This window comes from Terriglobales bacterium (assembly GCA_035573675.1).
In the GTDB taxonomy this organism is placed as follows: Bacteria; Acidobacteriota; Terriglobia; order Terriglobales; family Acidobacteriaceae; genus DATMAB01.
This window is the reverse complement of the sequence record DATMAB010000006.1, coordinates 13,534-37,269: the sequence shown is the minus strand read 5'-3', so window position 1 is coordinate 37,269 and position 23,736 is coordinate 13,534. Positions and strand designations below refer to the sequence as shown.

The following is a 23,736-nucleotide window of genomic DNA, read 5'->3' as shown; positions in this document are numbered from 1 at the left end:
ATCGGGCTCGTCGGGAACCAGGGTTTCCTTGACACGCACGCCATATCGTTCCGCGCTCTACGCTCTCGGCTTGCTCTGCCTCTCCCTCCCGGCCCTTGCCCAGGAGCCGCTGGTTGCACTCCGCTACGACCTGCGGCCGGGCGACCACCTCGTCTACCATCAGAGCCTTGAGCGGGAAACCACCGGGGGACGCGTTGAAGCGCTCTCCCGCGCCTCCTGGACCACCCACGTGCTGGTCGCGGATGAACATGCCGGTTCGATGGCGGTTGGCTTTCAGCGCAACCGCGAAAGCTACGAGCTTGTCCGCTTCAAGCTGGATGGCGAAGACCGCTCGGAGCGGGAGCGCAAGCGCGCGGCACCCGTCCTGGCGCGCACCGCCCGCTACGCCGAGGCCAACCGCCTGACCGCCTCCGGCGCGGCGCTGCTGTTCTGGCAGGTGGTTCGCGAATCGGGCAGCAAGATTCTGTACGACTTCCACGAGATTCAGCCGCTGCCCGAACACCCGGTCGGGCCCGGCGATACCTGGCAGGCGCCCAGCGTCCTCGGCCTGCGCTTTCGCGCCGTCGCCTGGGAACCGATTGCCGAACAGCGCTGCCTGCGTTCCGAGGGTGTTTCCGCCGAGGGCAACGTCTCCGTCCGCTACTGGTTCTGTCCTGCTACCGGCACGCTTGCCCGCCTGGAGTACGAAGGAACGTATCCCGGGTTTCTGCGCGGCATTACGCGCGAAAAGCTGAAGCTGGAACTGGTGGAACGCCGCCGTGAGGAAGAGCCCGAAGAGTGGCTGGCACAACCCGACCTCCAGCACGGGCTGATGGCGGCGTTGCTCGTCGCGGACACACTGCCGCTCGAGGTTGCAGATCTCTACGCGGTTCTCGATGGCGGCGACGCCGAATTGCAGCGCCGCGTGCTGGCACTCGCCTACCGCCGCCGCCTGACACCGCCTTCTGTGGAACAGCTTTCCAGGCTGCTTGGTTCCGCACATCCTCGCGTACGTACCCTGGCCGTGCGCGCGCTCGAGTCTGATGGCAGCGAGGTCGCGCGTCCCCTGATTGAACGTGCGCTCCGCGACCCGGACTACTTCGTGCGTCAGGCCGCCCTGGCATGGATGCGCGCCCGCCTTCCCGCCGCAGAGGCCGTGCATCTGCGCGATCCCGCTCGCGCCCTCGCGGCTTGGGACAGGATCAGCCCTGACCCTCAGGCGGGTACAGCGAAGAAGGCGCCTCCTTCCGGCGCGGGTGACGGCGCCGGAAGTTCAGTCTCGCGCTGTGAGGACCCCGAAGCCTGGACCGAGGACATCCTGCGCCGCCGCAGTTTCCGCTGGGAGCCCGAGGACGTTCGCCCGCGCGCCATGACCTCCGGCCCCGATCCGGGCTGGCCCTATCTTGTTCGCATCCCGGAGGACTACCGCGGCGACGAGCCCTTTCCCCTGCTCATCTACCTTTCCGGAAACAGCGGACCCGCCATCGAGGGCGCGCTCATCGGCACGGAGCCGGCGGCGCAGACCGGTTACATCGTCGTGTACCCGCACGCCGGCGGGTTCTGGTGGAAGCACGCCCCCACGGCCCGCATGCACGCCTTGCTCGGCGAGCTGATGCGCACGTTCAATATCGACCCGCGCCGAATTTTCATCGCCGGCGTCAGCAACGGAGGAACGGGCGCCGCCTACTACGCCACGCTCTTTCCCCACCGCTTTGCCGCTGTTGTGTCGCAGATGGGTGCGGGCTTCTTTATTCCTGAGGTCGAAGCGGACGCGCTGCCGCAGCCTGCCAACGCCGCCAACCTCCCCATGCTCTGGTTGCACGGCGCGCTGGACAGGACCATCGGCGCCTCCGCCACCACCGAAAGCGTGGAGCAGCTCAAGCCCCACCGCGCCCCGCTGGAGATGCACATCTTCCCCGATTGGGAGCACGAGGTCACGCTTGCCCGTGACGAAGGCATGACGCTGAAGTTCCTGGAGCGCTTCGAGCGCCAGGCGTTTCCTCGCCTCCTCACCTTCACCGCGCAGACGCTCCAATACCCGCGCCACTACTGGCTCGAGATCCTGGAGAAAGAGAAAGGGGATGCTCGCGTCAAAGCCGAACTGCGCGACGACAACACCATTCGCTTACGCACCGATAACGTCCGTCGCCTGCGCTTGCTGCTGCGTCCCGAACTGCTTCCCAGGCCCGGGAACATAAGCATCGAGTGGAACGGCAAGCCGGTGTTTTCCGGCGAACTCCGCCACGACTGCGCCTTGCTGCAGCGCTCCCTGGAATCGACCGCCGACCCGTTTCTCGCCTACACCGCCGAGCTCACGCTGGAGCTGCCTCGCTGAGCCGAGCCCGGACCCGGTTCGACCGCAAACGCGATTCCGTTCTTCGTGCCGTTCTTGACCGAGTACATCAGGTGGTCGGCGGCCTGCACCATGGTTTCAGTCAGGCCCGGCGGCACTTCATAGGTCACCACGCCGATGCTGAAAGTCACGGGCCATCCCTGGCTTTCGGCCAGCGCTCGCAAGGCGTCTTCCAGTTTGGTGAAAGCCTGGCGAGCCGAGCGGGCATCTGCTTCCGGCAGCAGGATTGCGAACTCGTCTCCTCCCATCCGTGCCAGCACGTCCGAGCGCCGCAAATGGCTGCGCAGGGTGCGGGCCACGGCGATGAGCAGCGCATCTCCCGTGCCGTGCCCGTGCGCGTCATTCACCGTCTTGAAGTTGTCGATGTCCATGTACGCCACGGTCAGCGCATGCCGGTAGCGCTGGCCACGGGCGCGCTCCTCTTCCGCTATCCGGTAAAAAGCGCGCGCATTGTAGGCGCCGGTGAGAGGGTCCGTCTGGGCGAGTTCGTGCAGCCGGTCGAACAACAGTTTGACCTCCGCCACCAGGGCTGCCGTGATCACGTAGGACCCCAGCCGAATGGCGGCGTTCCAATACAGCACGAGGGGACCCGATACCGCGGCGATCCGGTAGTTCGCTGCGACATAGGAGGCGTCACATAACAGTGCGATGAGGATTCCGGAACGCAGCCTGCCGCGCCAGGCCGCCAGGGCGATCGGAATCCAGTAGAAAAGGAAGACGGCGATGTCGGTTCCCGTGACGTAGTCCACTGCGAAGATGAAGAAGACCAGCGCCACGGCCAGCAAAAGGACTAGCCCCTTGGGTTGGCGTGCGAGGAAGCGAAGCAGCGTTCGTAGCATGTACGGGCGAACCCTGGAGCGATTGCGAGCTGCGAAACCCTACCACACCGGAAGACAGGCCGTCATGCTGAAGCTGACTGGGTATCCGCGGCCTTTTCCCGTTTCGGTTTTTGGCCGATCGCGGTCAGGAAGACCGCACTCTTGCCCGCAGCATGAGGAGAGAAGAAGCGCACGACCTCGTCATCATAGAAGGTGAGTCCCGTTGCGCCCAGCCCCAGCGCGTAGGCGGCCAGATACAGCTTGCCGCCCAGGATGCCGGCCTCCAGTTGCGCCGCGCGGTACCCGCGATTGCCGAAGCGTTCGAAAATGCGTTTCAAGTCTGCCAGGAAGAACACCGCCACGCTCGCGTCCCCCGGCAATTCCTGCTCCAGACCCAGGAACGCCGCCTCCTCGCGGAAGCTTCCTTCCTTCAGCAGTTCGAGCTCCAGGGTCTCGCGCCGCAGGTAGTACGCGCCCGCCGCCACTCCCTCGACCGCGTGCACTATCAGGTAGAGTTCGTTCAGCATCCGCCCGCCGGGCTCGAGGAAGTCGGCCGGGATTGCGCGCGTCGAACGATCGAGCAGCGTCGCCAGTTGCTCCTGCGTGATGGGCGCGCGCGCGAACCGCCGCGTCGAGCCCCGCCGCAGGATCACGCGCTCGATGGGATCGCGCGGCATGGCGTCATCGTTGAGTGGCCGGAGCTGAAAGAGGGCACCGGTACGGCGGGCCGGCTCGATCGCAGGCAACTGGCCGCGCCACGCAGCCACTTCCTCCGGCGTCGTCAGGCTGGACGCCGCATGCACTTCGCGCATCGCGGGGTAGTCCACTTCGCGCCGCGAGGCCGGTAGTACCTCGTAGGTGAGTTGTGGAGCGCTCGCGGGCGCCGCCGGCGGCGCGTGGTCCTCTCCGATAGCTACCAGCGAGAACGCCACCTCGCGCTTCTCGTCCACGCCCAGCAGCCGGTTCACCTGCGCATCCACGAAGCCGCAGATCACCCGTGCGCGCAATCCCAAGGCAGCGGCCATGGCCAGCAGGTTGGCCAGCAGCGTCCCGTTGTCCCAGCCAAAGTGCCGGTAGGTACGCGCCTGGTACTTCCAGGCGTTCCGCCAATATGTGCCGGTGCAAACCAGGATCAGCGGCGCCTGGGCTACGGCCGGCTCGTTGCCGGTGGCTTCCGCCAGCGTCCCCCGCCAATGCCCCGCTCGCAACTGCCGCAACGAAAAATCAGCCGGACTGAAGTGATAGACCCCGGCGTCCAGGTCGGGCAGAGTTCGGACCACCGGGTACAGCTCGATCTCATACAGCGCTCCCGTACAGGCTGCGGCACGGAAGTAAATCTCGCCCCCGGGATACTTGCGTTGCCGGGTGATCCCTGCCGAGAAGTAGAGCAGCAGCGAGAGCGTTTGCAGGTCGAGGGCAGCGGCATTCGGCCGTCCGCTTCCTGTCTCCGCGATCGCCGCCAGCGCGGCCACGCCGGTTTGCGGCGCTTCGCGCGGCAACGGAATCGCTTCCAAGTGCGGATAGATCTTGAACGGCAGCGGCTGGTTCGCCCAGTCCAGGAAGTGCGCTCCCGAGCGCACGCTGGCGTAGGAATGCTTGGTCGCATTGTGGTACGCCCAACCCGCATCCAGGTCCCGGTTGTTCATGCCGCGCGCAGGAAGTCTAGCAGTCCGTTGCCGGTTTCATCCGGGCGTACCGGTGCCCCAGAAAGCTGAGAACGTGTATGGGGCGAGCGGAAACTACTTCGCTGGCGCCTGCTTGGCGGGGTCGTCTTCCGGATTCACCCAGTTGACCACGAACGGCCCCATGCCGTGCACCTGCACAATGCATCCCGCCGAGGCGTAGCCGTAGTGCGCCATCCTGGCGGGCACGGTGGCGAAATCTCCGGGCCGCAGCGGGCGCATCTGCCTCGGGTCGTACTTCTCGCCGTGTCCCAGGCGGAACTCTCCGGCCAGCACGGTGACAGCTTCGTCCTCGGGATGCCAGTGCGGCGCAATCCTTGCGCCTTTCTGGGAGCGGATGCGCAGGACGTAGATTCCCGCCTTCGACGGATCGCCGCTCACCACGCTCATTTCGAAACCGGGGATGAGTGGTTTCCAGCTCAGCTCCCGGGCGTGCATCACCACTTGGTCCGTGGCGGAGGGTTTCGATTGCGCCCGTGAGAACTCCAGCAGCAGCACGAGCAGGATCGCGGCCAGCAGCAGCTTGCGCATCACGCTCTCCGGAGGCACAGAGTATAGCAGCCCGGTTCGCTGCCGTTCACGTCAGTGAAATCTGCTCATGCCGGGATTTTTTGCTTGCCCGGAGCTAGAATAATCGCCCGAAACGTTCCGCCTGCACAGTCGTCTAACCCGCAAACCGCACGCACGGGAGGTGGGCATGATTTCTTTCTTCGTCAACGGAAAATCGCGCCAGGTGGACGTCGACCCTGCAACCCCGCTGCTCTGGGTGCTGCGCGACGTCCTCGACCTGACGGGCACCAAGTACGGATGCGGCATCGCGCAGTGCGGCGCCTGCACTGTCCACGTGGACGGCCAGGCCACCCGCTCCTGCATCACCGCCGTCAGCGAGGTCGCCGGCAAAAAGATCACCACCATCGAAGGGTTGTCGCCCGACCGCAGCCATCCCTTGCAGCAGGCCTGGATCGCCGAGCAGGTTCCGCAGTGCGGTTACTGCCAGTCCGGCATGCTGATGACCGCGGCCGAACTGCTGGCGCGGAATCCCAAGCCCAGCGACGCGGACATCGACGACGCCCTCGGCACGCACATCTGCCGTTGCGGCACCTACCAGCGGATCCGCCGCGCCGTGCATCGCGCGGCCCAGTCCGTCGAATCCCCGGCCGCGGTCGGCGGAGGTGCCCGATGAAAACCACGACCGCACTTTCCAAAGTCACGCGACGCGAGTTTCTCGCCACCACCGCTTCCGGCGGCGCCGCGCTGGTCATCGGCTTCTACCTTCCGCTCGACGCGCTGGCGCAGCAGCAGGTCAAGCGCATCGAGAATCCCAACCCGTTCAACGCCTGGGTGCGCATCGACAAGGCCGGCCAGGTCACGCTCATCGTCGCCAAGTCGGAGATGGGCCAGGGCGTCTACGGCACTCTGCCCATGATCCTGGCCGAGGAGTTGGAGGTGGACTGGGCCAGGGTGCGCATCGAGCAGGCGCCCACCGATCCCCGCATCTACAGCCACGGCACCGGCGGCTCCAGCAGCGTGCGCGAGTCCTATGCTCCTCTGCGCCGCGCCGGCGCCACCGCGCGCGAAATGCTCATTGCTGCCGCCGCCCAGACCTGGGGCGTGCCCGCGAAGGAATGCCGTGCCGAGAAGGGGGCGGTCTGGCATGGCCAGCGCAGCCTGCCTTACGGAGAACTGGTCGAGAAGGCTGCACAACTCCCTCTGCCCGATCCCAACCAGGTTCCGCTGAAGGAGCCGGCGAAATTCCGCATCATCGGAACCTCCATCCCGCGCGCGGACGTCCCACTTAAGGTGGATGGCAGCGCCAAGTTCGGCCTCGACGTCAAGGTGCCGGGCATGCTCTACGCTGTGGTGGCCCGCTGCCCGACCTTCGGTGGGCAGCCGAAGAGCTTCAACGCCGCCAAGGCGAAGGCGGTTCCCGGCGTCAAGGACGTCGTGCAGATCCCCGCCGTCGCCGATGTGCACAGCGCCGGCGGAGTCGCCGTGGTCGCCGAGAGCACCTGGGCCGCCATGCAGGGCCGCGAAGCGCTCGAGGTCGAATGGGATTACGGCCCGCACGCCGCCGAGTCCAGCGAATCGTTGTGGAAACAATGTCAGGACCTGGCTGCCAAACCCGGCAAGTCAGTGCGCAGCGAAGGCGACGTCGATGCCGCGCTCGGCAAGTCCGCCAAAAAGATTGAGGCCGACTACCAGGTGCCGTTCGTGGCTCACGCCACCATGGAGCCCATGAACTGCACCGTGCACGTGCGTCCCGACGGCGCGGAAGTCTGGGCTCCGACCCAGGCTCCGCAGTGGGCGCAGGGCGCCGTGGCTCAGGTCGCAGGCGTCGAGCCCTCGAAGGTCGTGGTGCACACCACCTTCATGGGCGGAGGCTTCGGCCGCCGCTACCAGGGCGATTATCCGGTCGAGGCCGCGCAGGTCTCCAAAGCCGTCGGCAAGCCGGTGAAGCTCGTCTGGACGCGCGAAGACGACATGCAGCACGACTTCTACCGTCCTGCCAGCTTCCATCGCTTCCAGGGCACGCTCGATGCCGAAGGCAAGCCGGCGGTCTGGCAGCACCGCATCGTCTCCACCGCCATCAACTCGCTCTGGAGTCCCAAGGATCCGCCGGAGCAGTCCGAGGTCGCCGGCGCTGCCGATCTGCCCTATGCGTTCGCGAATCTTCGCATCGAGTACGCGCCCGTTCCCTCCGGCGTGCCGGTGGCCTGGTGGCGGTCGGTCGAAAGCTCGCAGAACGCCTTGGCCGTCGAGTGCTTCATGGATGAGATGGCCGCCGCCGCCGGCGTCGATCCGCTCGAGTTCCGCCTGCGCCTGCTTGCCGAGCCGCGCAAGGTCAAGAACCCGGTCGATGCGGAGGCTCCACCGCTCGACACCGAACGCCTCAAGGGCGTGCTCAAGCTGGCCGCGGAGAAAGCCGGTTGGGGAAGTCCCTTGCCCAAGGGCCGCGGCCGCGGCATCGCTGCCCACTACTCCTTCCAGACCTATGTGGCGGAAGTGGCCGAGGTCACGGTCGAGGGCGGCAAGCTGCGCGTCGATCGCGTCGTCGCGGCGGTGGATTGCGGCACCGTCATCAATCCGGAGGCCCTGCACGCCCAGGTTGAGAGCGCCATTGTCTACGGGTTGAGCGCTGCGCTGTATGGCGAGATCACCATCGAGAAAGGTGGAGTCAAACAGTCCAACTTCCACGAGTACGATCTCATGCGCATCGACGCCATGCCCAAGGTGGAGGTCTATACCGTCCGCTCCACCGAGCGGCCCACCGGCATCGGCGAGCCCGGCCTGCCGCCGGCCACGCCCGCCGTGCTCAACGCCATCTTCGCGGCTACCGGCAAGCGCCTGCGCCGCCTGCCTATTCGCGCCGAGGACCTGGCCTAAAGGGGAAACAGGAGCCTGCGGCCGCGGCCGCCGGCTCCGCCTACATTTCGATCCAGTGGCATGGTAGCGCCGGCGACTCGCCGGCTGTCGCGCGGGCGTCCCGCCCGCGCTCAGTTCACCGGCTCCAGCCGCGCCGTGAAGTGGCGCAGGAACGGCGCCTCGTAGACCACGCGCAGCCCGCGGATGTCGTTTCGTCTCTTCCACACCGCCACAATCACCTCGATCACGTAATCGATGTGGCTCTGCGTGTAGACGCGCCGCGGAATCGCCAGCCGCACCAGGTCATGCTGCGCGGCCCGGGCGAACATCAGCGTGCCGATCTCGGCCGACCGGATGCCGCCCTCGAGATACAGCTCGTTGGCCAGCGCCACGCCGGGGAACTGCTCCGGCGCAATGTGCGGCAGGAACGCGCGCGCGTCCAGATAGATGGCGTGGCCTCCGGGCGGCTGCAGGATGGGTACGCCCTGCTCGGCGAGGTGGTTGCCCAGGTACGCGGTCGAAGTGATGCGGTAGCGCAGGTAGCCCTCGTCCAGCACTTCTTCCAGGCCGACCGCGATGGCCTCCAGGTCGCGTCCCGCGAGGCCCCCGTAGGTCGGGTAGCCTTCGGTGAGGATGAGCAGGTTCTCTTCCTGCTGCGCCAGCGCATCGTCGTTGGTGCACAGGAAGCCGCCGATGTTGGCCAGTCCGTCTTTCTTGGCGCTCATCGTGCACCCGTCGCCCAGCGCGAACATCTCGCGTGCAATCTCCAGCGGCGAGCGTTCCGCGTAGCCGGGCTCGCGCAACTTGATGAAGTAGGCGTTCTCGGCGAAGCGGCAGGCGTCAAAGTACAGCGGGATGCCGTGCCCCCGGCACACCTTGCTCACCGCCCGCGCGTTCTCCATCGAAACCGGCTGGCCGCCGCCCGAGTTGTTGGTCACCGTCAGCATCACCAGGGGCACGCGCTCGCGGCCCACGCGCGCGATCAGCTTCTCCAGCGCGGCCACGTCCATGTTGCCTTTGAACGGCGCCGGGCGGGACGGATCGTGCCCCTCCATGCAGGGCAGGTCCACGGCTTCGGCTCCCACGAACTCCACGTTGGCGCGCGTGGTGTCGAAATGCGTGTTGTTGGGCACCACGTCGCCCTTGCGGCACATCACGCTGAACAGGATGCGTTCCGCCGCTCGTCCCTGGTGGGTCGGGATCACGTGCCGGTAGCCGAAGATGCCCTGCACCGAGCGCCGCAAGTGGTAAAAGCTGCGGCTGCCGGCGTAGCTCTCGTCACCTTCCATCATGGCCGCCCACTGCGCCGTGGACATGGCGCCGGTGCCAGAGTCGGTCAGCAGGTCGATCAGGATCTCGTCCGCCGCCACCTGGAACAGGTTGTAGTGCGCCGCGCGCAGCAGTTCCTCGCGCCGCTCCCGCGTCGTCCACTGGATGGGCTCCACCGACTTGATCTTGAAAGGCTCGATGATGGTGCGAACCGCCATGGCACGCTTCTGCGCACACATCCCTTGCGCTGGGTGTACCTTCGCCCGAATGGCTCGAGGCGTCAGTGACTTGAATCACAGGGAGCTCAGCGAAAATGCACCAAGCCTAGTGTCGGTACACCGTGGTCTGCGGATGGTAGTTCCGCCAGTCGAACCAGTAGTCCTTGAGCAGCGGCAACCGTTCGAGGCACTTGCCCTGCGCTGGGCCTGAGACGGCGCAGCCCTGGAAGTTCCACTCGCTGCCGGTTGCAGAGTCCAGCAGCGCCCACGGCTCGCCGGTCTTCTTATGGAACTCGGTCGCCTCGCCGCCGGGCTCGAGCCGGGCGACGAACGCCCGCACCGACTTGCCGTCCGGTCCCACCACCAGCACCACGGGCGTTGCGCCCACGCTATCCATGATGGGCGCTTGCTGCATCACGCTCTTGACCGGAAACGCGCGATCCGCGCCGCCCACGCTCAGGCCCAGCACCAGCTCCCGCGGCGGGAGCGGGTCGAAGGAGAGCACCGTGGGATAGCGGGCCATGCGCTGGTCCCAGTCTTTTTCGGCATAGAGGGCAGCGTACTCCGCCACCGGGGCCAGCACCGTTCCCGCGGGCGCTTCTTGCTTCCACAGCCCGAAGGTCAACTCTTCGGAGCCGGCCAGCTCCAGCGCTTTGCCGCGCAGCGGCCCGAACACGCAGCGGCCGGTCACCTGCTGCCACACGCTGCCGGTCTCCTCATCGCGCATGAGGAAGTTCTGGTTGTTGATGCCAGCCAGGCGGAAGGTGAGCGTCTTTCCGTCGACCGCCCGTTTCCACACCAGACCGGTGTGGCAGAGCGTTCAATAGGTGACGATGAGAGGCTCGCCGGCGAGGGTGTCGTTCAGCAGATGGTGATAGGCCATGGTGCGCACCGGATAGGCGCGGGCCTGGTCGCCCACGCGCACCGCCAGCACCATGTCATCGTCGTCTACGGACGCGTCCGATGCGGCCACGAACTGCGCTCCCGTGACCGGGCGGAACATGCGCTCGAAGAGGTTCACGCGCGCCATGACCGCTGCGCTGGCGACCAGCAGCATGCCGGCGAGCACGAGGAGGCGCCGTCCCGCGGTGCGCCAGCGCGTCATGCTGCTGCCTCGCCACAAGAGAATGGCGACGAGGGCCGCGAGCACGCCATCGATCACCGTCCAGATGGGCGCCCAGCGCACCAAGGCCAGCGCGATTTCCAGCTCGCCCGCGCCCTGCACGCGGAACGGCCGGATCACGTACATGGGGACGGCGACCAGGCTCAGGCCCGCAGCCACCAGCAGAAGGAAAAGCAGCCAGAAGCTCCACCGTGATTGATTTTCTGTCGCCACCATGTGCTTCGAGTCTATCGCTTATCTTTCCGCCTGTCCTTGGCTTCCGGTGGGAGAGCGGGGCTTTTAGCCCCGCGTCAGCGGGCCAATTGAAGAGGGCTTTAGCCCTGGTCCACCATCAGCACGACCTTGCCCACATTCTTCCGATCATGAATGTACTGATGCGCCGCCGCGGCTTCCTTGAGCGAAAAAGTCTTGCCGATGACCGGCTTCACCCGGCCCGCATGATACAGCCGGAAGATCTCTTCCAGTTGCGGCCGCAGCACGCGCGACTTGTGCGCCAGCTTGCCGATGTGCACGCCGATGACGGCGATGTTCCGGTCGATGAGCTTCAGGGGATGGAAGCGCGGCGTTTCCAGCATCTCCTTCGCGCCGTGCAGATAGCTCAGCTTCCCTTTCGGTCCCACGACGGTCGAGAAGCCGTAGACCACCAGCCGTCCCATGGGGCCCAGGCAGCGGTAGCTTTGCCGGAACGAATTCCCGCCGATGGCATCGAGCGCCATCTCGATGCCTTCGGGCGCCGCGCGGCGCACGACCTCGAGCGCGCTCTGGCGCGTGTAATCGATGGGATGGTCCACGCCGGTCTGGCGCAGGAAGTCCTGCTTCGCCGGCCCGGCGGTGCCGAAGGTCACGATGCCGTGCGCGCGCGCGAGTTGCACCGCCGCCACGCCCACGCCGCCCGCCGCGCTGGTGATCAGGATACGGTCGCCGGCGCGCAGATTCCCCATCTCGAACATCGACTGCCACGCCGTAAGATAGTTCACCGGGATGGCGGCCGCTTCTTCGAACGTCATCCCGTCCGGGATGGGAAAGGCCTGCTCGGCGTTGACTGCCACTCGCTCGGCATAGGCGTTGAACATGGTCAGCGCCGCGACGCGGTCGCCGACCTTCAGCGTGGTTTCGCTGGCGCCCGGGACCTGCTCGACTTCACCGGCCAACTCCAGCCCGGGAACGAACGGCGGCTTGGGCACGGTGGAGTACACGCCCAGGCGCGCCAGGATGTCGGCAAAGTTAATCCCGATGGCCCGGACGCGGATGAGCGCCTGGCCTGCGGCCGGCTTGGGGTCGGGCACTTCGCGCCACTCCATCACCTCCGGCGGCCCGTAGCGCCGCACCACCATGGCGTGCATGCGAAAACCCTCTCAGGAAACGCGGGCCTGCGGCCGGCTGCTCTCCGTGCTGGTCGCCCGCGCGCCGCGCAGTCGCGCGGCCAGCGCGTGGATGACGCTCGAGACCACGGACGGATTGGTGCGCAGCACCTCGCGGAACGCTTTGCCCTTCAGGCACAGGACGCGCGCGCCGCCAACTCCCGCCAGCACCGTGGCCGCGCGCGGCGCCGAATCCAGCACCGACAGCTCTTCGATGAAACCTCCCGAGTTCTCGCGGGCCGTCATGCGCTCCTCGCTGCCGTCGGCATGCAGGACGCGGACTTCGCCGCTCAGCAGGATGAAGACCTCGTCGCCCGGCTCGCCCTCTACGCACAAAGGCTGACCGTACTTGAAACCCAGCTCGAGGCTGGCGCGCGCCAGGCTGGCCAGGTCCTGGGGAGCGAGCGAAGCGAACAGCGGCACCGAGCGCAGCGCGATCATCCGCTCCACGGTCACCAGGCCGGTCTGCTCGCGGCTCTCCAGTTGGTGGGCGCGCATCAGCAGGCAGATGGCGGTCTCCGAGACCACGTCGTGCTCGTCGTGGACCATGGCCTTGAGCGTCTCCTCGTCCACGGCCGCACGTTCGCCCAGCAGGTACATCGCGGCCACGCGCACGTACGGGTCGGCGCTCGCCAGGTGCGGACGCACAGCGTCGGCCAGCGTAGTTCGCGCCCCAGTTTCACGTGCCGCAATCTCCCACGCTTCTCGCAGGCGCGCCGCCACGGCGGCGGAGACGCCTTCGCCCAGCGTCTGAGCCGCGGCGCTCCGCACCGCGGCGTCGCCGGAAATCAGTTGATCGCGCAGCGCACGGTCCTCTTTCTTCTCCGGATCGCGGCCGAAGGCGAGCAACAAGCCGTCCGCCGCGTGCGAGCACCTTCGGGACAGCGCTTCCGCCAGGAAATCTCCCGCCGAGGAAGGCGCGGCAGCCAGCAAGCGGAGGGTGCGCAGGGCGCCTTCGATGGCTTCCAGCGCGCCGGCCACGTGCGGAGCTACGGTCTCTCCTTTGCCCAGCAACTGGCGCAGCAGGGCCGCGTGTTCCTCCGCAGTGATGCCGTACTCCTGGCGAAGATGGCGGATGAAGCTCTCCTCCGGCGCGGAGGCCGCGCGCGACATCCGCTCCAGGTATCCCTGCAGCGCGCGCGAGTAGGTCTCCAGTTGCAGGCGCTTCTCCGCGGAGACCTGCAGCGCCGGGTCGCTGATGCGCGCGCGCTCTTCCTCGTCGAGGTCGGCCATGATGCGCTCGTGATCCGCCTGGCTGATCTGCAACTGGTTGCGCAGCGATTCCAGCCGCTGTACCTCGGCGCGGCTGACAAAGCCGCTGGCCACGGCTTCGCGCACCGCGTCCTTGTAGATCTCCAGCAGGCGCGCGTAGCCGCCGGCGTGCGTGCGCGAGCGGATGGTGTGGATGAGGAAGGCTTCGTGCAGGTCCTTGGGCGGCTCCATGTCCGCCCATTCCCAGCGCCGGATGATCTGCCGCGCCAGCGTCTCTTCCGCATAGGCCTGCTGGCGGCGCTTGAAGCGGCGTACCAGGAACAGCGTCGCTGTCGCCACCACCAGGATCTGCACCAAGTGCGGCGCTCCCGGAATCAGCCGGATGGTGGGCGCGCCGGCGAAGCTGTAGAAGGTGACGAAGGCGGTGAACGCCGCCGCGGTGAACATCAGGTGGCGGACGCCCGCCTCGTCGAGCTCCTCGTTGCGCTGCCGAAGACGCCCGCCCAGCGATCGCTCGACCAGCGAGAACAGCAGGAAGCTCAAGGCCGCGCCCAGGGCCAGGGTCAGGAAGGCTGCGGCGGCGCGCGGCCACGAGGGAAGGAAGTAGAAACCGGCGGTGGCGGCGCTGTGGCCGGGCAGGAACGCGGTCGAGGGCACTTGCGGCTCGTTCGTCCACCGGCCTCCGAAGTAGTACTCCCAGGTTCCGGACTGAAGATAGAAATAAAGGTAGAAGGCCAACACCAGTCCGGGAAAGGCGAAGTAGACGAACCTCTTGGGCTTGGAGAGGATCTCTTTCCAGTAGCCGTTTTCCTGGTTGATGTCCGGGCAAGCGGGCTTGCAGGCAGTGCATTTCGCGCACTGCGAGTTGGGCGTGGGCCGCAGCCCGTGGGGCTCGGTGTAAATCTTTTCGACGAACAGCACGGGGCAGACGTAGTTGCACCACGTCTTGCCGGTGTAGATAGCGCCGCAAATGAAGGCGGCAAAAGACAGCAGCAGCAGGAAGCCGGCCAGCGTCTGGCCGTGGCCGTTGGTGGCCACCAGCCGCAGCCACAGGCTGACAAAGAAGATGGCGAAAGTCAGGCTGTAGTAGTGGGCCTGCAGCCAGGGGGAAGCGCGCCGTTCTCCCGGATGGCCGAGGAGCGCCGGAAGCTGGGAGAGCCAGGCCAGCGGGCAGATGCGCCGCCAGCGATGGTAGCCGGCGAGGACAATGAGCAAGGGCAGGGAAGCCAGGAGGACGGTCCAGAAAACGCGCCCCAGCCGATGCGGAGCCAGGAAGCCGAGCACCGGCATCGCCACAAACACCGCCAGGGCGAACCCGCGAACCGGCTGCAGCCAGCGTTCGCCGGTCACCTCTGCCGGTTGCCGGGTGGTTGCTGGTGCCGCCGGTTCACGCATGCGACTCGGCCTCGTTCGGGCCGGACCTCAGTTCCGCCCCGGAGCTTTCACTTCTTTCGGTTTCTCCTCCACTTCGACGATGTCCTTGCGGGTGTCCTGGATCAGGGCGATGAATTCTTCCTTGTCCTTGCCGGCGACTTTGAACTTGTCCAGCGCGAGTTCCATGGCCTTGATGTTGGCGTCCCATTCGGCAGCCGTAATCTTCAGCCCCTGATGCACGGTCTTCATGTCCCGGCCGATGTACACACAGGGCCCGCCGGACAAGGAACAGAGCTGGTCGACGATGAGTTGGCGCGCGCGCTTCAGCGAGTCTTCACCGCGTCCGCCGCCGAAGCGCTCGAACGTCTTCGAGCCGCGCAACTGATTGAGGAACTCATCCACGATGCCGGCAATCACGTCGTAGCCGCCGACGCGCTGGTAGAGCGTCTTCGGCTTTTCGTTCTCTCCGGCGAAACTGCGGGTGGAGGAAAGCAGGAAGCCTGCAAGCAGCCCCGCGAGACATACAACGGCCGCATGCGCCGCCAGCCGCCGGGCACTACCCATCATTCCGATTCGCACAGTGTTTCTCCTTTTCATGCCGCAAGGGCGGGGAGGAGCCAGAAGCTCACCGTCAACCAAGGGCTTGCTGAGGTCTGCCGAAATGCAGCGGTTGCGCCATACTATGCAGCGCTTCCCGGCAAGTCAAGGTGGCGCACGCCATTCGTCCAATCGGGCGGAGTACGATGCGCCGCCGCTGTGACGCCCATCACCGACCACCGTAACGGGAGCTCCCAAAATGCGTGCAGTAAGCAGGAGATGGTCTTCGTGCAGTCTTCTTCGAGCAAGCTCGCGGCTGTGCTCGCGCTGTGCCTGATCAGTGCGGGTGCAGCCTGGGCGCAGAACCCGCCGGCCGATTCTCCCCCGGCAGCGAAGTTCCCAATCAAAGTGACGCTGCAGGTGCGCCTGCGGCTGGAGAGCTGGGACTGGTTCGACACGCCGCTGGCAGACGGCACCTACGAATACTTCGCCTCGCAGGTGCGGCTGGGAATCGGACAAGACCGCGAGAGCTGGGAATGGCAGATCGAGCTGGCCCAGCCGACGCTGCTTGGGCTGCCCGACAACGCGATTGCGCCCGCTCCGCAGGGACAGCTCGGCATGGGACCGAGCTACTTTGCAGCCAACGATTCCGAGCGCAACGTCGCGGGAGTTTTTCCCAAGCAGGCATTTGTCCGCCTGAAAGGGCTGGGAAGCGACAGGCCCAGCCGCTTGCGGCTGGGACGCTTTGAGCTCATCGAAGGCGCGGAGACTACGCCAAAGGACGCCACCCTGGCCGCACTCAAGCGCGAGCGCATCGCGCATCGCCTGATCGGCAACTTCGCCTTCTCCCACGTGGGCCGCAGCTTCGATGGAGTGGAGTACGTGCGCTCGACGCCCGCCGCCAACTTCACGGCGATGGCGGGCCGCGTGACGCAGGGCGTGTTCGATACGCACGGCAGCATCGACCTGGATGTGGACGCGATCTACGGCGCCTATACGCGCGCCCTGCACAAGCAAAACACGGGCGAATGGCGCGCCTTCGTGCTCCACTACCACGACGGTCGAGGCGCGCTAAAGGTGGACAATCGCCCGCTGGCGGCGCGGCAGGCCGACCGCCGGAATATTCGCCTGACGACCCTTGGCGGGCACTACCTCGACGTGTTTCCCGCCGGCCGCGGCCGAGCCGACGTGCTGCTGTGGGGAGCGTGGCAATTCGGCGACTGGGGAGCGCTCGACCACAGGGCCGGTGCGGGCGCCGTCGAGGTCGGCTATCAGCCCGCGTGGACGCTGAAGCCCTGGTTCCGCCTGGGCTACTTCCGTTCCAGCGGAGACGGCAATCCTGCGGACGGCGAGCACAACACTTTTTTCCAGGTGCTGCCCACGCCGCGCATCTATGCACGCTTCCCTTTCTTCAACCTCATGAATAATGAGGACGCCTTCGCCGAGCTGATCCTGCGCCCACACGCCAAGGTGACGTTGCGCAGCGACCTCCACTGGCTGCGGCTGGGCAACGCGCGTGACCTCTGGTATCTCGGTGGAGGCGCGTTCCAGGACACAACGTTCGGCTACGCCGGACGCCCGAGCGGCGGACGGAAGAGCCTGGCCACGATGGCCGACGTGAGCGCCGACTGGAAGGTCAACTCCCAGGTATCGCTCACGTTCTATCTCGGCGGCGCTTTCTCCCGCAGCGCGATTGCGGCCAGCTATCCCAAAGCCGGCAATGGACGTCTTTCCTACCTGGAGCTCAACTGGCGCAGGTAGGCGGCGCCGATGTCGCAACCGCTAGCGCGCTCCCAATGCGGCTGGCATGACCAACTGCTTCGGGCGATGGGTGCGGGCCAGGTTCATGGTTCGCCACAGCTCGACTCCCCACCACGCCAGTCCGACGACCTCGATGAAGCCCGTGAAGCCGACGAGCGGATAGGCGACGGGTGTGAAGTCGGTGGCCAGTTGCAGTGAGACCCGCAATGCGTTGCCCACGTTCACCAGCAGGAACGGTCCCCACAGTGAACTGAGCGAGCGCGTGTCCACGCCCGCCAGGATGGGCACGATCTTGGCGCTCACGCCCATGATCATCAGGCTGATGAAGCCGACGGTGAAGGCGTGCCGGTGCGCGCCCATGTAGGCGTGGGCGAATCCCTGGCCCGTGGCCAGGCTGTAGGGAATGAAGAAGGGCATCATCACCACAGAAACCAGCAGCCAGAAGTAGGCGGCGCGGATGAACTTGAGCGTCCGGTCGGGGCGTTCAGGCGTGGCGAACAGATTGATCTGCCGGACGAGCAGCACCGCCCAGACCGGCATGAGGATGTAGGCCAGTTCCAACCCGAGGCCGAACCAACGGTTGCGGGTGGTGAGGAAAAGCACGTAGCTGGCGATGTTCAGCAGCAGGCTGGCCATCATGAGACCGAAGATCAAGGAGCGGCGGTCGCGCCGGGGCGCGGGCAAACCGTAGATGGTCGGCACCAGGCGCTGGCTCACGCCGGCGATGATGAACGCCGCGAATCCCAGCAACTGAATTTCGCGCAGCGGGCCGTCGATGAGCGCGATGCGGTGAATGAGCTGCTCCTGGCTGGTGGCGGTCAGCTTGGCGAAGAAGAACACGTGGCTGAGCACCGTCCCGGCAAAGAACCAGAGGAAGGCGGCGCCCATGAACTTCTCGTAAGGGTTGTGCGGTTCGAGCGACTGCCGCGCCGTGCGATAGAGGATGAGAAGAAAGAGAATGACCGCGAACACCTCGGCCATGGCCGAGGTTGCCGCCAGTCCCACCGCCCAGACGGCGGGCTGCCACAACTCCGCGACGATGCGGAAGACGATCCCCGCCACCATCAGCCAGAAACTGAGGTTGGCCAGTTCCGGGCGCCACAGGGTGGTGTTCTTGAAGCGCGGGAAGGATTGATAGGCGAAGCCCATGACGAACAATCCGATCCAACCGAAGATCATGGCGTGCGCGTGGGCGTGAATGGAGGAGAGCAGGCCGAGCTGCAGGAAGCTGCCCTTCAATCCGATGGTGAGCAGATTGAACGCGCCCCACAGGCAGCCGACGCTCAGCACCGTCAACACGCCTGCCTTGAAGAAGCGGCGGTAGATGTAGTCGGGCAGCGTCTCGCGGTAGACGTAGGCGGAAGCCCCTGGCCGCGCGGCTTCTTCCTCGAGTTCCCGGATGAGTTGATCGATATCCATCTGGTGCACGGCGGCGAAGAACTCCAGTGACTCGTTGGGGCCCAGCTCGCCGCCACAGCCCTGCAAGCCGTGCCGGTCAAAGACGCGCCGGGTTGCGGGGTGGCGCGCCACCACATCGCGAACATTGCTCTCCCTGGTAATCATGCCGATCCGATCCCTCCTGAACCTGCCTCAAGCGTAGCGGGAGCCGTCACGGGCGTATGTGACAAATGTCACAAGCCTGAAGAGGCGCGTGTGAGCGTTGTCACTGCGAAGCGTGATTTCCGTCACATCCCGAACGTGGAGGCTCAGCTAAAAGAGGAGTTGCTCATCCAGAGGTCAACAGGGTGCTCTCGACCACGTCCACTTACGCGCTGCGGGCCTTGAGCCGCCTGGCGCTTGAGCCGGAGGGTGGATCGCTGTTGGGGCGCGATCTAGCGCGGGAAGCGCACGTGCCGGAGCAGTATCTGCCGAAGCTCATGCTGGTGCTGCGCCACGCCGGACTGGTGGGCGCGGCGCGGGGCACGGGCGGCGGCTACCACCTGGAGCGCTCCCCCCGACAGATACGCCTGCTGGAGGTGGTGGAAGCGTTCGAGGGTCCCGTGGGGGAACCCGGATGCCTGCTGGGCGTGAACCCAGTGTGCATGGAGACGAACCCATGCGCGGGGCACACGGCGTGGAAGAGAGTGCGCGACGAGTATCTGCGGTTCCTGACCCAGACGACGATCGAGGATCTCGCCGCGCGAAAGCCGGAGCGTTGGATGCCGGTCAAGGACCCCGGCTCTGGAGGACAGCCATGAAGAACCGGATGCGAAGAGGACTCGTGGTGGTGATGTTGCTTAGCGCCGCATCCCTGTGGGCACAGCAGCCGCCGGCCGATTACTTCCGGCAAAACTGCGCCAACTGCCACAGCGTGGGCGGCGGGCGGCTGACGGGTCCGGACCTGAAAGGGGTCAGCGAGCGCAAGGACCGGGAATGGCTGGTGCGCTTCCTGCAGAACCCCAAGGCCATGATCGATAGCGGCGACAGCTACGCAGTAAAGCTGCAGCAGGAGGCGCGCGGCGTGGTGATGCCCATCGCGCCCGGCATGGATGCCGCACGGGCGCGGGCGCTGCTGGAGCTGATCGACGCCGAATCGAAGCTGCCGCGCTCGCAATTCGCCGGATCGCAGATCAGCGACCGGCCGCTCACCGAGCAGGACGTCCTGCGGGGCCGACAGTTGTTCCTGGGCACACAGAAGCTGGCATCCGGTGGCGCTTCCTGCATGTCCTGCCACACGGTGAAAGGACTGGGCGGACTGGGCGGCGGCCGGCTGGGCCCGGACCTCACGCTGGTGTACGAGCGTCTGCAAGGCCGCAAAGGCCTCAGTGCGTGGATGATGAGCCCCGCCAGCCCGACCATGGGCCCGGTGTTCAAGAGCAAACCGCTCGAGCCGGAAGAGATCCTGGCCCTTGTCGCGTTTTTTGAGGACAGCGCGCGCAAAGGCGGCCAGGACAGTTCCGCCGCGCCCCTGAACTTCTTCCTCTTTGGACTGGGCGTGATGGTGATCGCGATGGTCTCGCTCGACGCTATATGGAAGAACCGGCTGCGGGGCGTACGACGTGAGCTGGTCAGCAAGCGGGAACGAGGTGAGCCATGAAAGTGCGGGACGCGATCTCGTGGATCAAGGATGAATTCGACCCCAAGCTGCGCGGTTGGGAGGAGTTCTACCGCAACCGCTGGCAGTTCGACAAGATCGTGCGCAGCACGCACGGGGTCAACTGCACCGGCGGCTGCACCTGGCAGATCCACGTCAAGGACGGCATCGTTACCTGGGAGATGCAGGGACTCGACTATCCGTCGCTGGAGAACGGCCTGCCGCCGTACGAGCCGCGCGGCTGCCAGCGTGGCATCTCCTATTCCTGGTACCTCTACAGCCCGCTGCGCGTGAAGTATCCCTACCTGCGCGGGGCGCTGCTCGACCTTTGGAAGCAGGCGCGGGCGCAATTCGAAGATCCGGTGGAAGCCTGGCGCTCGCTGGTGGAAGACCCGGGAAAGCGCGCGCGCTGGCAGAAAGCACGGGGCAAGGGCGGGTTCCGCCGCGGCGACTGGGAGACGGTGCTGGAGCTGATCGCGGCCGCGGCGATCCACACCATCAAGAAGCACGGGCCGGACCGCATCGCGGGTTTCTCGCCGATCCCGGCGATGTCGATGATCAGCTACGCCTCGGGCGCCCGCATGCTGCAACTGATGGGCGGCATCTCGCTCTCGTTCTACGACTGGTACTGCGACCTGCCGTCGGCCTCGCCGGAAACCTGGGGCGAACAGACCGACGTGCCGGAGTCCGCCGACTGGTACAACGCCAAGCTGCTGGCGGTGATGGGCTCGAACCTGAACATGACCCGCACGCCCGATTGCCACTTCGCCGCCGAGGCGCGCCACAACGGGTCGAAGATGTGGGTGTTCTCGCCCGACTTCTCCCAGGTCGCCAAGTACGCCGACGAGTGGGTGGCCATCAACGCCGGCCAGGACGGCGCCTGGTGGATGGCCGTGAACCACGTCCTGCTGAAGGAATTCCATCACGAGAAGCAGGTTCCTTACTTTCTTGATTACGCCAAACGCTACACCGACGCGCCCTACCTGGTGGAGCTCAAGGCGTCAGGCCAGGCGTTCGCGCCGGGACAGCTGCTGCGCGCAAGACGCGTCGGCGGTTACGAGGGCATCGAGAACGGCGACTGGAAGTTCCTCATGTGGGACGCGAAGGCGAATCGTCCCAAGATGCCGATGGGCAGCGTGGGCTTCCGCTGGGGAAAAGAAAAAGGGAAGTGGAACCTGCTGCTGAAAGACGGCGTGGATGGCAGCGAGATCGATCCGGTTCTGACCTTCCTGGGGAAATCCGACGAAGTCGTCCGGGTGCAGTTCGAGGACTTCGGCGGCGGCCGCAAGCTTTCCCGCGCGGTACCGGCGCGCCGCGTACAGACGGCCGCAGGAGAAACCGTGCTGGTGGCGACCGTTTATGACCTGCTGATGGCGCAGTACGGCGTGGCGCGCGGCCTGGAAGGCGAATATCCCGCCGACTACGACGACGAGAACCTGCCCTACACGCCGGCCTGGGCGGAGAAATACACCGGGATGAGCCGACAGATGCTGCTGCGCTTCGCGCGCGAGTGGGCGACGACGGCGGAGCTGACCGGCGGCAAATGCACGGTGATCATCGGCGCCGGGATCAATCACTGGTACCACGCCAACCTGATGTACCGCGCCGCCATCCACGCGCTCATGTTCTGCGGCTGCGTGGGAGTGAACGGCGGCGGCCTGGCGCACTATGTGGGGCAGGAAAAGCTGGCGCCAGGGGAGTCCTGGGCGGCAATCGCGTTCGCGCGCGACTGGATGCCGGCCGTGCGCCTGCAGAACGCGCCGAGCTGGCACTACGTCCACACCGATCAATGGCGCTATGAGCGCGCCTTCACCGAGTACCACCGCGTGCCCGCCCCCAACGGCAACGGATCGCTCGCCCAGGGGCACACCATGGACATGCAGGTGCGCGCGGTGCGCTCCGGCTGGCTGCCGTTCTATCCGCAGTTCAACAGGAATCCGCTGGAGCTGGTGAAGGAAGCAGAAGCCGCGGGCGCGAAGAACGACCAGGAAGTCGTGGATTACGTCGTCCGCTCGCTGAAGGAGCGCACGCTGCGCTTCTCGGTCGAGGATCCGGACGCCGAGGAAAACTGGCCGCGGCTGTGGTTCATCTGGCGCGGCAATGCGCTGATGGCCAGCGCCAAAGGCCACGAGTACTTCCTGAAACACTACCTGGGCACGCACTCGAACGCCATTGCGGAGGATCTGGCTGCCGACGCCGTGCGCGAAGTGACGTGGCACGAGCGGGCGCCGCAGGGAAAGATGGACCTGGTGGTGGACCTGAACTTCCGCATGGACACCTCCGCCCTGTACTCGGACATCGTGCTGCCGGCGGCCACCTGGTACGAGAAAGCCGACCTCAATTCGACCGACATGCACAGCTTCATCCACCCGCTGTCGGCCGCAGTTCCACCGGCCTGGGAATCGAAGAGCGACTGGCAGATTTTCCGCTCGATCGCGCGCAAGTTCTCTGAGCTGGCCGCCAAGCACTTCCCGGAGCCCGTGCGTGACCTGGTGGCGTCGCCCCTGGCGCACGATACGCCCGCGGAGATTGCGCAGCCGCAGATCAAAGACTGGCTGCGCGGCGAGATCGAGGCTATCCCCGGAAAGACCATGCCGGCGCTCAAGGTGGTCCAGCGGGACTACAAGAACCTCTACAACCAGTTCATCGCCTTCGGCCCGCTGGCGAGGGCGAACGGACTGGGCGCGCATGGCACGCACTACGACATCGCCGATGAGTATGACCGGGCGCTCAAAGACACGCCCACCGTTCAGTGGAACGGCAAGCCGTATCCGTCGCTGCACGACGATGAGCACGTCTGCAACCTGATCCTGCGCTTCGCCACCGTCACCAACGGCGAGATGGCGTATCGCTCGTACAAGGAAATGGAGGAGCGGGCGGGCGTACCGCTGGTCCAGCTCGCGGAGAAAAGTCGCGGCGTCCGCCTCAGCTACAAGGACCTGCAGGCGCACCCGCACCGCTTCGTGAACAGCCCCATGTGGTCGGGACTGATCGAGAACGGCCGGGCCTACTCACCGTTCACCTACAACAAAGAGTGCAACGTACCATGGCGGACGCTGACCGGGCGGCAGCACTTCTATCTCGATCACCCGCTGTACCTGGAGTTCGGCGAGCATCTGCCGGTGTACAAGCCGCGCCCGCTGCCCACGCAGTACGCCGACCTCAAGTTCAGCCGGGAGGTCGGGCCGACGAAAATGCTGAACTACCTGACGCCGCACGGGAAGTGGCACATCCACTCCACCTATGGCGACAACCAGCGCATGACCACGCTGTCGCGCGGCGTCGAGCCGTTCTGGATGAACGACCAGGACGCGGAAGAGATCGGCATCGAGGACAACGACTGGGTCGAGGTTCACAACGACCATGGCGTGGTGGTGACGCGGGCGGCAGTGAGCGCGCGCGTTCCCCGCGGCATCTGCATCCAGTACCACTCGCCGGAGCGGACCTACTCTGTGCCCACTTCCCCGCTGCGCGGCAACCGGCGCGCCGGCGGGCACAACAGCCTAACGCGCACGCGCCTGAAACCGAACCTGATGGCCGGCGGCTACGGCCAGTTCACCTACCACTTCAACTACTGGGGGCCCATCGGCTGCAACCGCGACACCCACGTGCTGGTGCGCCGTCTCCCGGAGCTGAAGTGGTGAAAGAGAGA

The 23,736-nt window shown here is 66.1% G+C and carries 16 protein-coding genes; 7 read left to right on the top strand and 9 right to left on the bottom strand.

Going from position 1 to position 23,736, the window contains the following annotated elements; translation table 11 throughout:
- Positions 1-28: 28 nt before the first annotated feature.
- The gene (locus tag VNK82_00620) at positions 29-2,314 is read left to right on the top strand and encodes a HEAT repeat domain-containing protein (GenBank protein ID HXE89444.1); all 2,286 of its coding nucleotides are present in this window, start codon (positions 29-31) and stop codon (positions 2,312-2,314) included.
- Here VNK82_00620 and VNK82_00615 read toward each other — a convergent pair.
- The 3 genes from VNK82_00615 to VNK82_00605 form a co-directional block, all read right to left on the bottom strand.
- The gene (locus tag VNK82_00615) at positions 2,278-3,171 is read right to left on the bottom strand and encodes a GGDEF domain-containing protein (GenBank protein ID HXE89443.1); all 894 of its coding nucleotides are present in this window, start codon (positions 3,169-3,171) and stop codon (positions 2,278-2,280) included. The genes VNK82_00620 and VNK82_00615 overlap by 37 nt on opposite strands.
- A gap of 62 nt (positions 3,172-3,233) precedes the next feature.
- Positions 3,234-4,796: a SagB/ThcOx family dehydrogenase gene (locus VNK82_00610; GenBank protein HXE89442.1), complete on the bottom strand. Its 1,563-nt coding sequence runs from the start codon at positions 4,794-4,796 to the stop codon at positions 3,234-3,236.
- Positions 4,797-4,889: 93 nt separating this feature from the next.
- Positions 4,890-5,363: a cupin domain-containing protein gene (locus VNK82_00605; GenBank protein ID HXE89441.1), complete on the bottom strand. Its 474-nt coding sequence runs from the start codon at positions 5,361-5,363 to the stop codon at positions 4,890-4,892.
- A 166-nt stretch (positions 5,364-5,529) separates the two neighbouring features.
- Here VNK82_00605 and VNK82_00600 point away from each other — a divergent pair, with 166 nt between their 5' ends.
- Together VNK82_00600 and VNK82_00595 are read left to right on the top strand one after the other, a co-directional pair.
- A complete protein-coding gene (locus VNK82_00600) occupies positions 5,530-6,015 on the top strand; it encodes a (2Fe-2S)-binding protein (protein ID HXE89440.1) in 486 nt (161 codons plus the stop codon).
- A complete protein-coding gene (locus VNK82_00595) occupies positions 6,012-8,216 on the top strand; it encodes a xanthine dehydrogenase family protein molybdopterin-binding subunit (GenBank protein HXE89439.1) in 2,205 nt (734 codons plus the stop codon). Before VNK82_00600 ends, VNK82_00595 begins: the two co-directional genes overlap by 4 nt.
- A 110-nt stretch (positions 8,217-8,326) precedes the next feature.
- Here VNK82_00595 and VNK82_00590 read toward each other — a convergent pair whose 3' ends face one another.
- From VNK82_00590 to VNK82_00570, 5 genes are all read right to left on the bottom strand, one after another.
- The gene (locus VNK82_00590; GenBank protein HXE89438.1) at positions 8,327-9,682 is read right to left on the bottom strand and encodes a tryptophanase; all 1,356 of its coding nucleotides are present in this window, start codon (positions 9,680-9,682) and stop codon (positions 8,327-8,329) included.
- Between the two features lie 106 nt (positions 9,683-9,788).
- Positions 9,789-10,685 carry a DUF3179 domain-containing (seleno)protein gene (locus VNK82_00585; GenBank protein HXE89437.1) on the bottom strand — a complete coding sequence of 299 codons (897 nt, stop codon included), beginning with the start codon at positions 10,683-10,685 and terminating at the stop codon, positions 9,789-9,791.
- Between the two features lie 434 nt (positions 10,686-11,119).
- A complete protein-coding gene (locus tag VNK82_00580) occupies positions 11,120-12,148 on the bottom strand; it encodes a medium chain dehydrogenase/reductase family protein (protein HXE89436.1) in 1,029 nt (342 codons plus the stop codon).
- Between the two features lie 12 nt (positions 12,149-12,160).
- Positions 12,161-14,773, bottom strand: coding sequence for a cyclic nucleotide-binding domain-containing protein (locus VNK82_00575; protein HXE89435.1), 2,613 nt, complete (start codon positions 14,771-14,773; stop codon positions 12,161-12,163).
- Positions 14,774-14,800: 27 nt separating this feature from the next.
- Complete coding sequence (locus VNK82_00570) at positions 14,801-15,331, bottom strand: group 1 truncated hemoglobin (protein ID HXE89434.1); 531 nt, start codon at positions 15,329-15,331, stop codon at positions 14,801-14,803.
- Positions 15,332-15,577: 246 nt separating this feature from the next.
- On the opposite strand from VNK82_00570, the gene VNK82_00565 reads away from it, so the two are divergent.
- Positions 15,578-17,050 carry an alginate export family protein gene (locus tag VNK82_00565; GenBank protein ID HXE89433.1) on the top strand — a complete coding sequence of 491 codons (1,473 nt, stop codon included), beginning with the start codon at positions 15,578-15,580 and terminating at the stop codon, positions 17,048-17,050.
- 21 nt (positions 17,051-17,071) lie between these two features.
- On the opposite strand, the gene VNK82_00560 is transcribed toward VNK82_00565, so the two are convergent.
- Positions 17,072-18,613 carry an NnrS family protein gene (locus tag VNK82_00560; protein HXE89432.1) on the bottom strand — a complete coding sequence of 514 codons (1,542 nt, stop codon included), beginning with the start codon at positions 18,611-18,613 and terminating at the stop codon, positions 17,072-17,074.
- A gap of 182 nt (positions 18,614-18,795) precedes the next feature.
- On the opposite strand from VNK82_00560, the gene VNK82_00555 reads away from it, so the two are divergent.
- The 3 genes from VNK82_00555 to VNK82_00545 are packed head-to-tail and all read left to right on the top strand — an operon-like array spanning position 18,796 to position 23,728.
- Positions 18,796-19,248: an Rrf2 family transcriptional regulator gene (locus tag VNK82_00555; GenBank protein ID HXE89431.1), complete on the top strand. Its 453-nt coding sequence runs from the start codon at positions 18,796-18,798 to the stop codon at positions 19,246-19,248.
- Positions 19,245-20,087, top strand: coding sequence for a cytochrome c (locus VNK82_00550; protein ID HXE89430.1), 843 nt, complete (start codon positions 19,245-19,247; stop codon positions 20,085-20,087). Before VNK82_00555 ends, VNK82_00550 begins: the two co-directional genes overlap by 4 nt.
- Positions 20,084-23,728: a nitrate reductase subunit alpha gene (locus VNK82_00545; protein ID HXE89429.1), complete on the top strand. Its 3,645-nt coding sequence runs from the start codon at positions 20,084-20,086 to the stop codon at positions 23,726-23,728. The genes VNK82_00550 and VNK82_00545 overlap by 4 nt, the downstream gene beginning before the upstream one ends.
- Positions 23,729-23,736: the final 8 nt, after the last annotated feature.

Coding starts and splice junctions, on each gene's coding strand:
- VNK82_00610 (HXE89442.1), bottom strand. CDS start 4,796: ATGAACAACCGGGACCTGGATGCGGGTTGGGCGTACCACAATGCGACC.
- VNK82_00560 (HXE89432.1), bottom strand. CDS start 18,613: ATGATTACCAGGGAGAGCAATGTTCGCGATGTGGTGGCGCGCCACCCC.
- VNK82_00605 (HXE89441.1), bottom strand. CDS start 5,363: ATGCGCAAGCTGCTGCTGGCCGCGATCCTGCTCGTGCTGCTGCTGGAG.
- VNK82_00575 (HXE89435.1), bottom strand. CDS start 14,773: ATGCGTGAACCGGCGGCACCAGCAACCACCCGGCAACCGGCAGAGGTG.
- VNK82_00590 (HXE89438.1), bottom strand. CDS start 9,682: ATGGCGGTTCGCACCATCATCGAGCCTTTCAAGATCAAGTCGGTGGAG.
- VNK82_00615 (HXE89443.1), bottom strand. CDS start 3,171: ATGCTACGAACGCTGCTTCGCTTCCTCGCACGCCAACCCAAGGGGCTA.
- VNK82_00595 (HXE89439.1), top strand. CDS start 6,012: ATGAAAACCACGACCGCACTTTCCAAAGTCACGCGACGCGAGTTTCTC.
- VNK82_00545 (HXE89429.1), top strand. CDS start 20,084: ATGAAAGTGCGGGACGCGATCTCGTGGATCAAGGATGAATTCGACCCC.
- VNK82_00580 (HXE89436.1), bottom strand. CDS start 12,148: ATGCACGCCATGGTGGTGCGGCGCTACGGGCCGCCGGAGGTGATGGAG.
- VNK82_00600 (HXE89440.1), top strand. CDS start 5,530: ATGATTTCTTTCTTCGTCAACGGAAAATCGCGCCAGGTGGACGTCGAC.
- VNK82_00550 (HXE89430.1), top strand. CDS start 19,245: ATGAAGAACCGGATGCGAAGAGGACTCGTGGTGGTGATGTTGCTTAGC.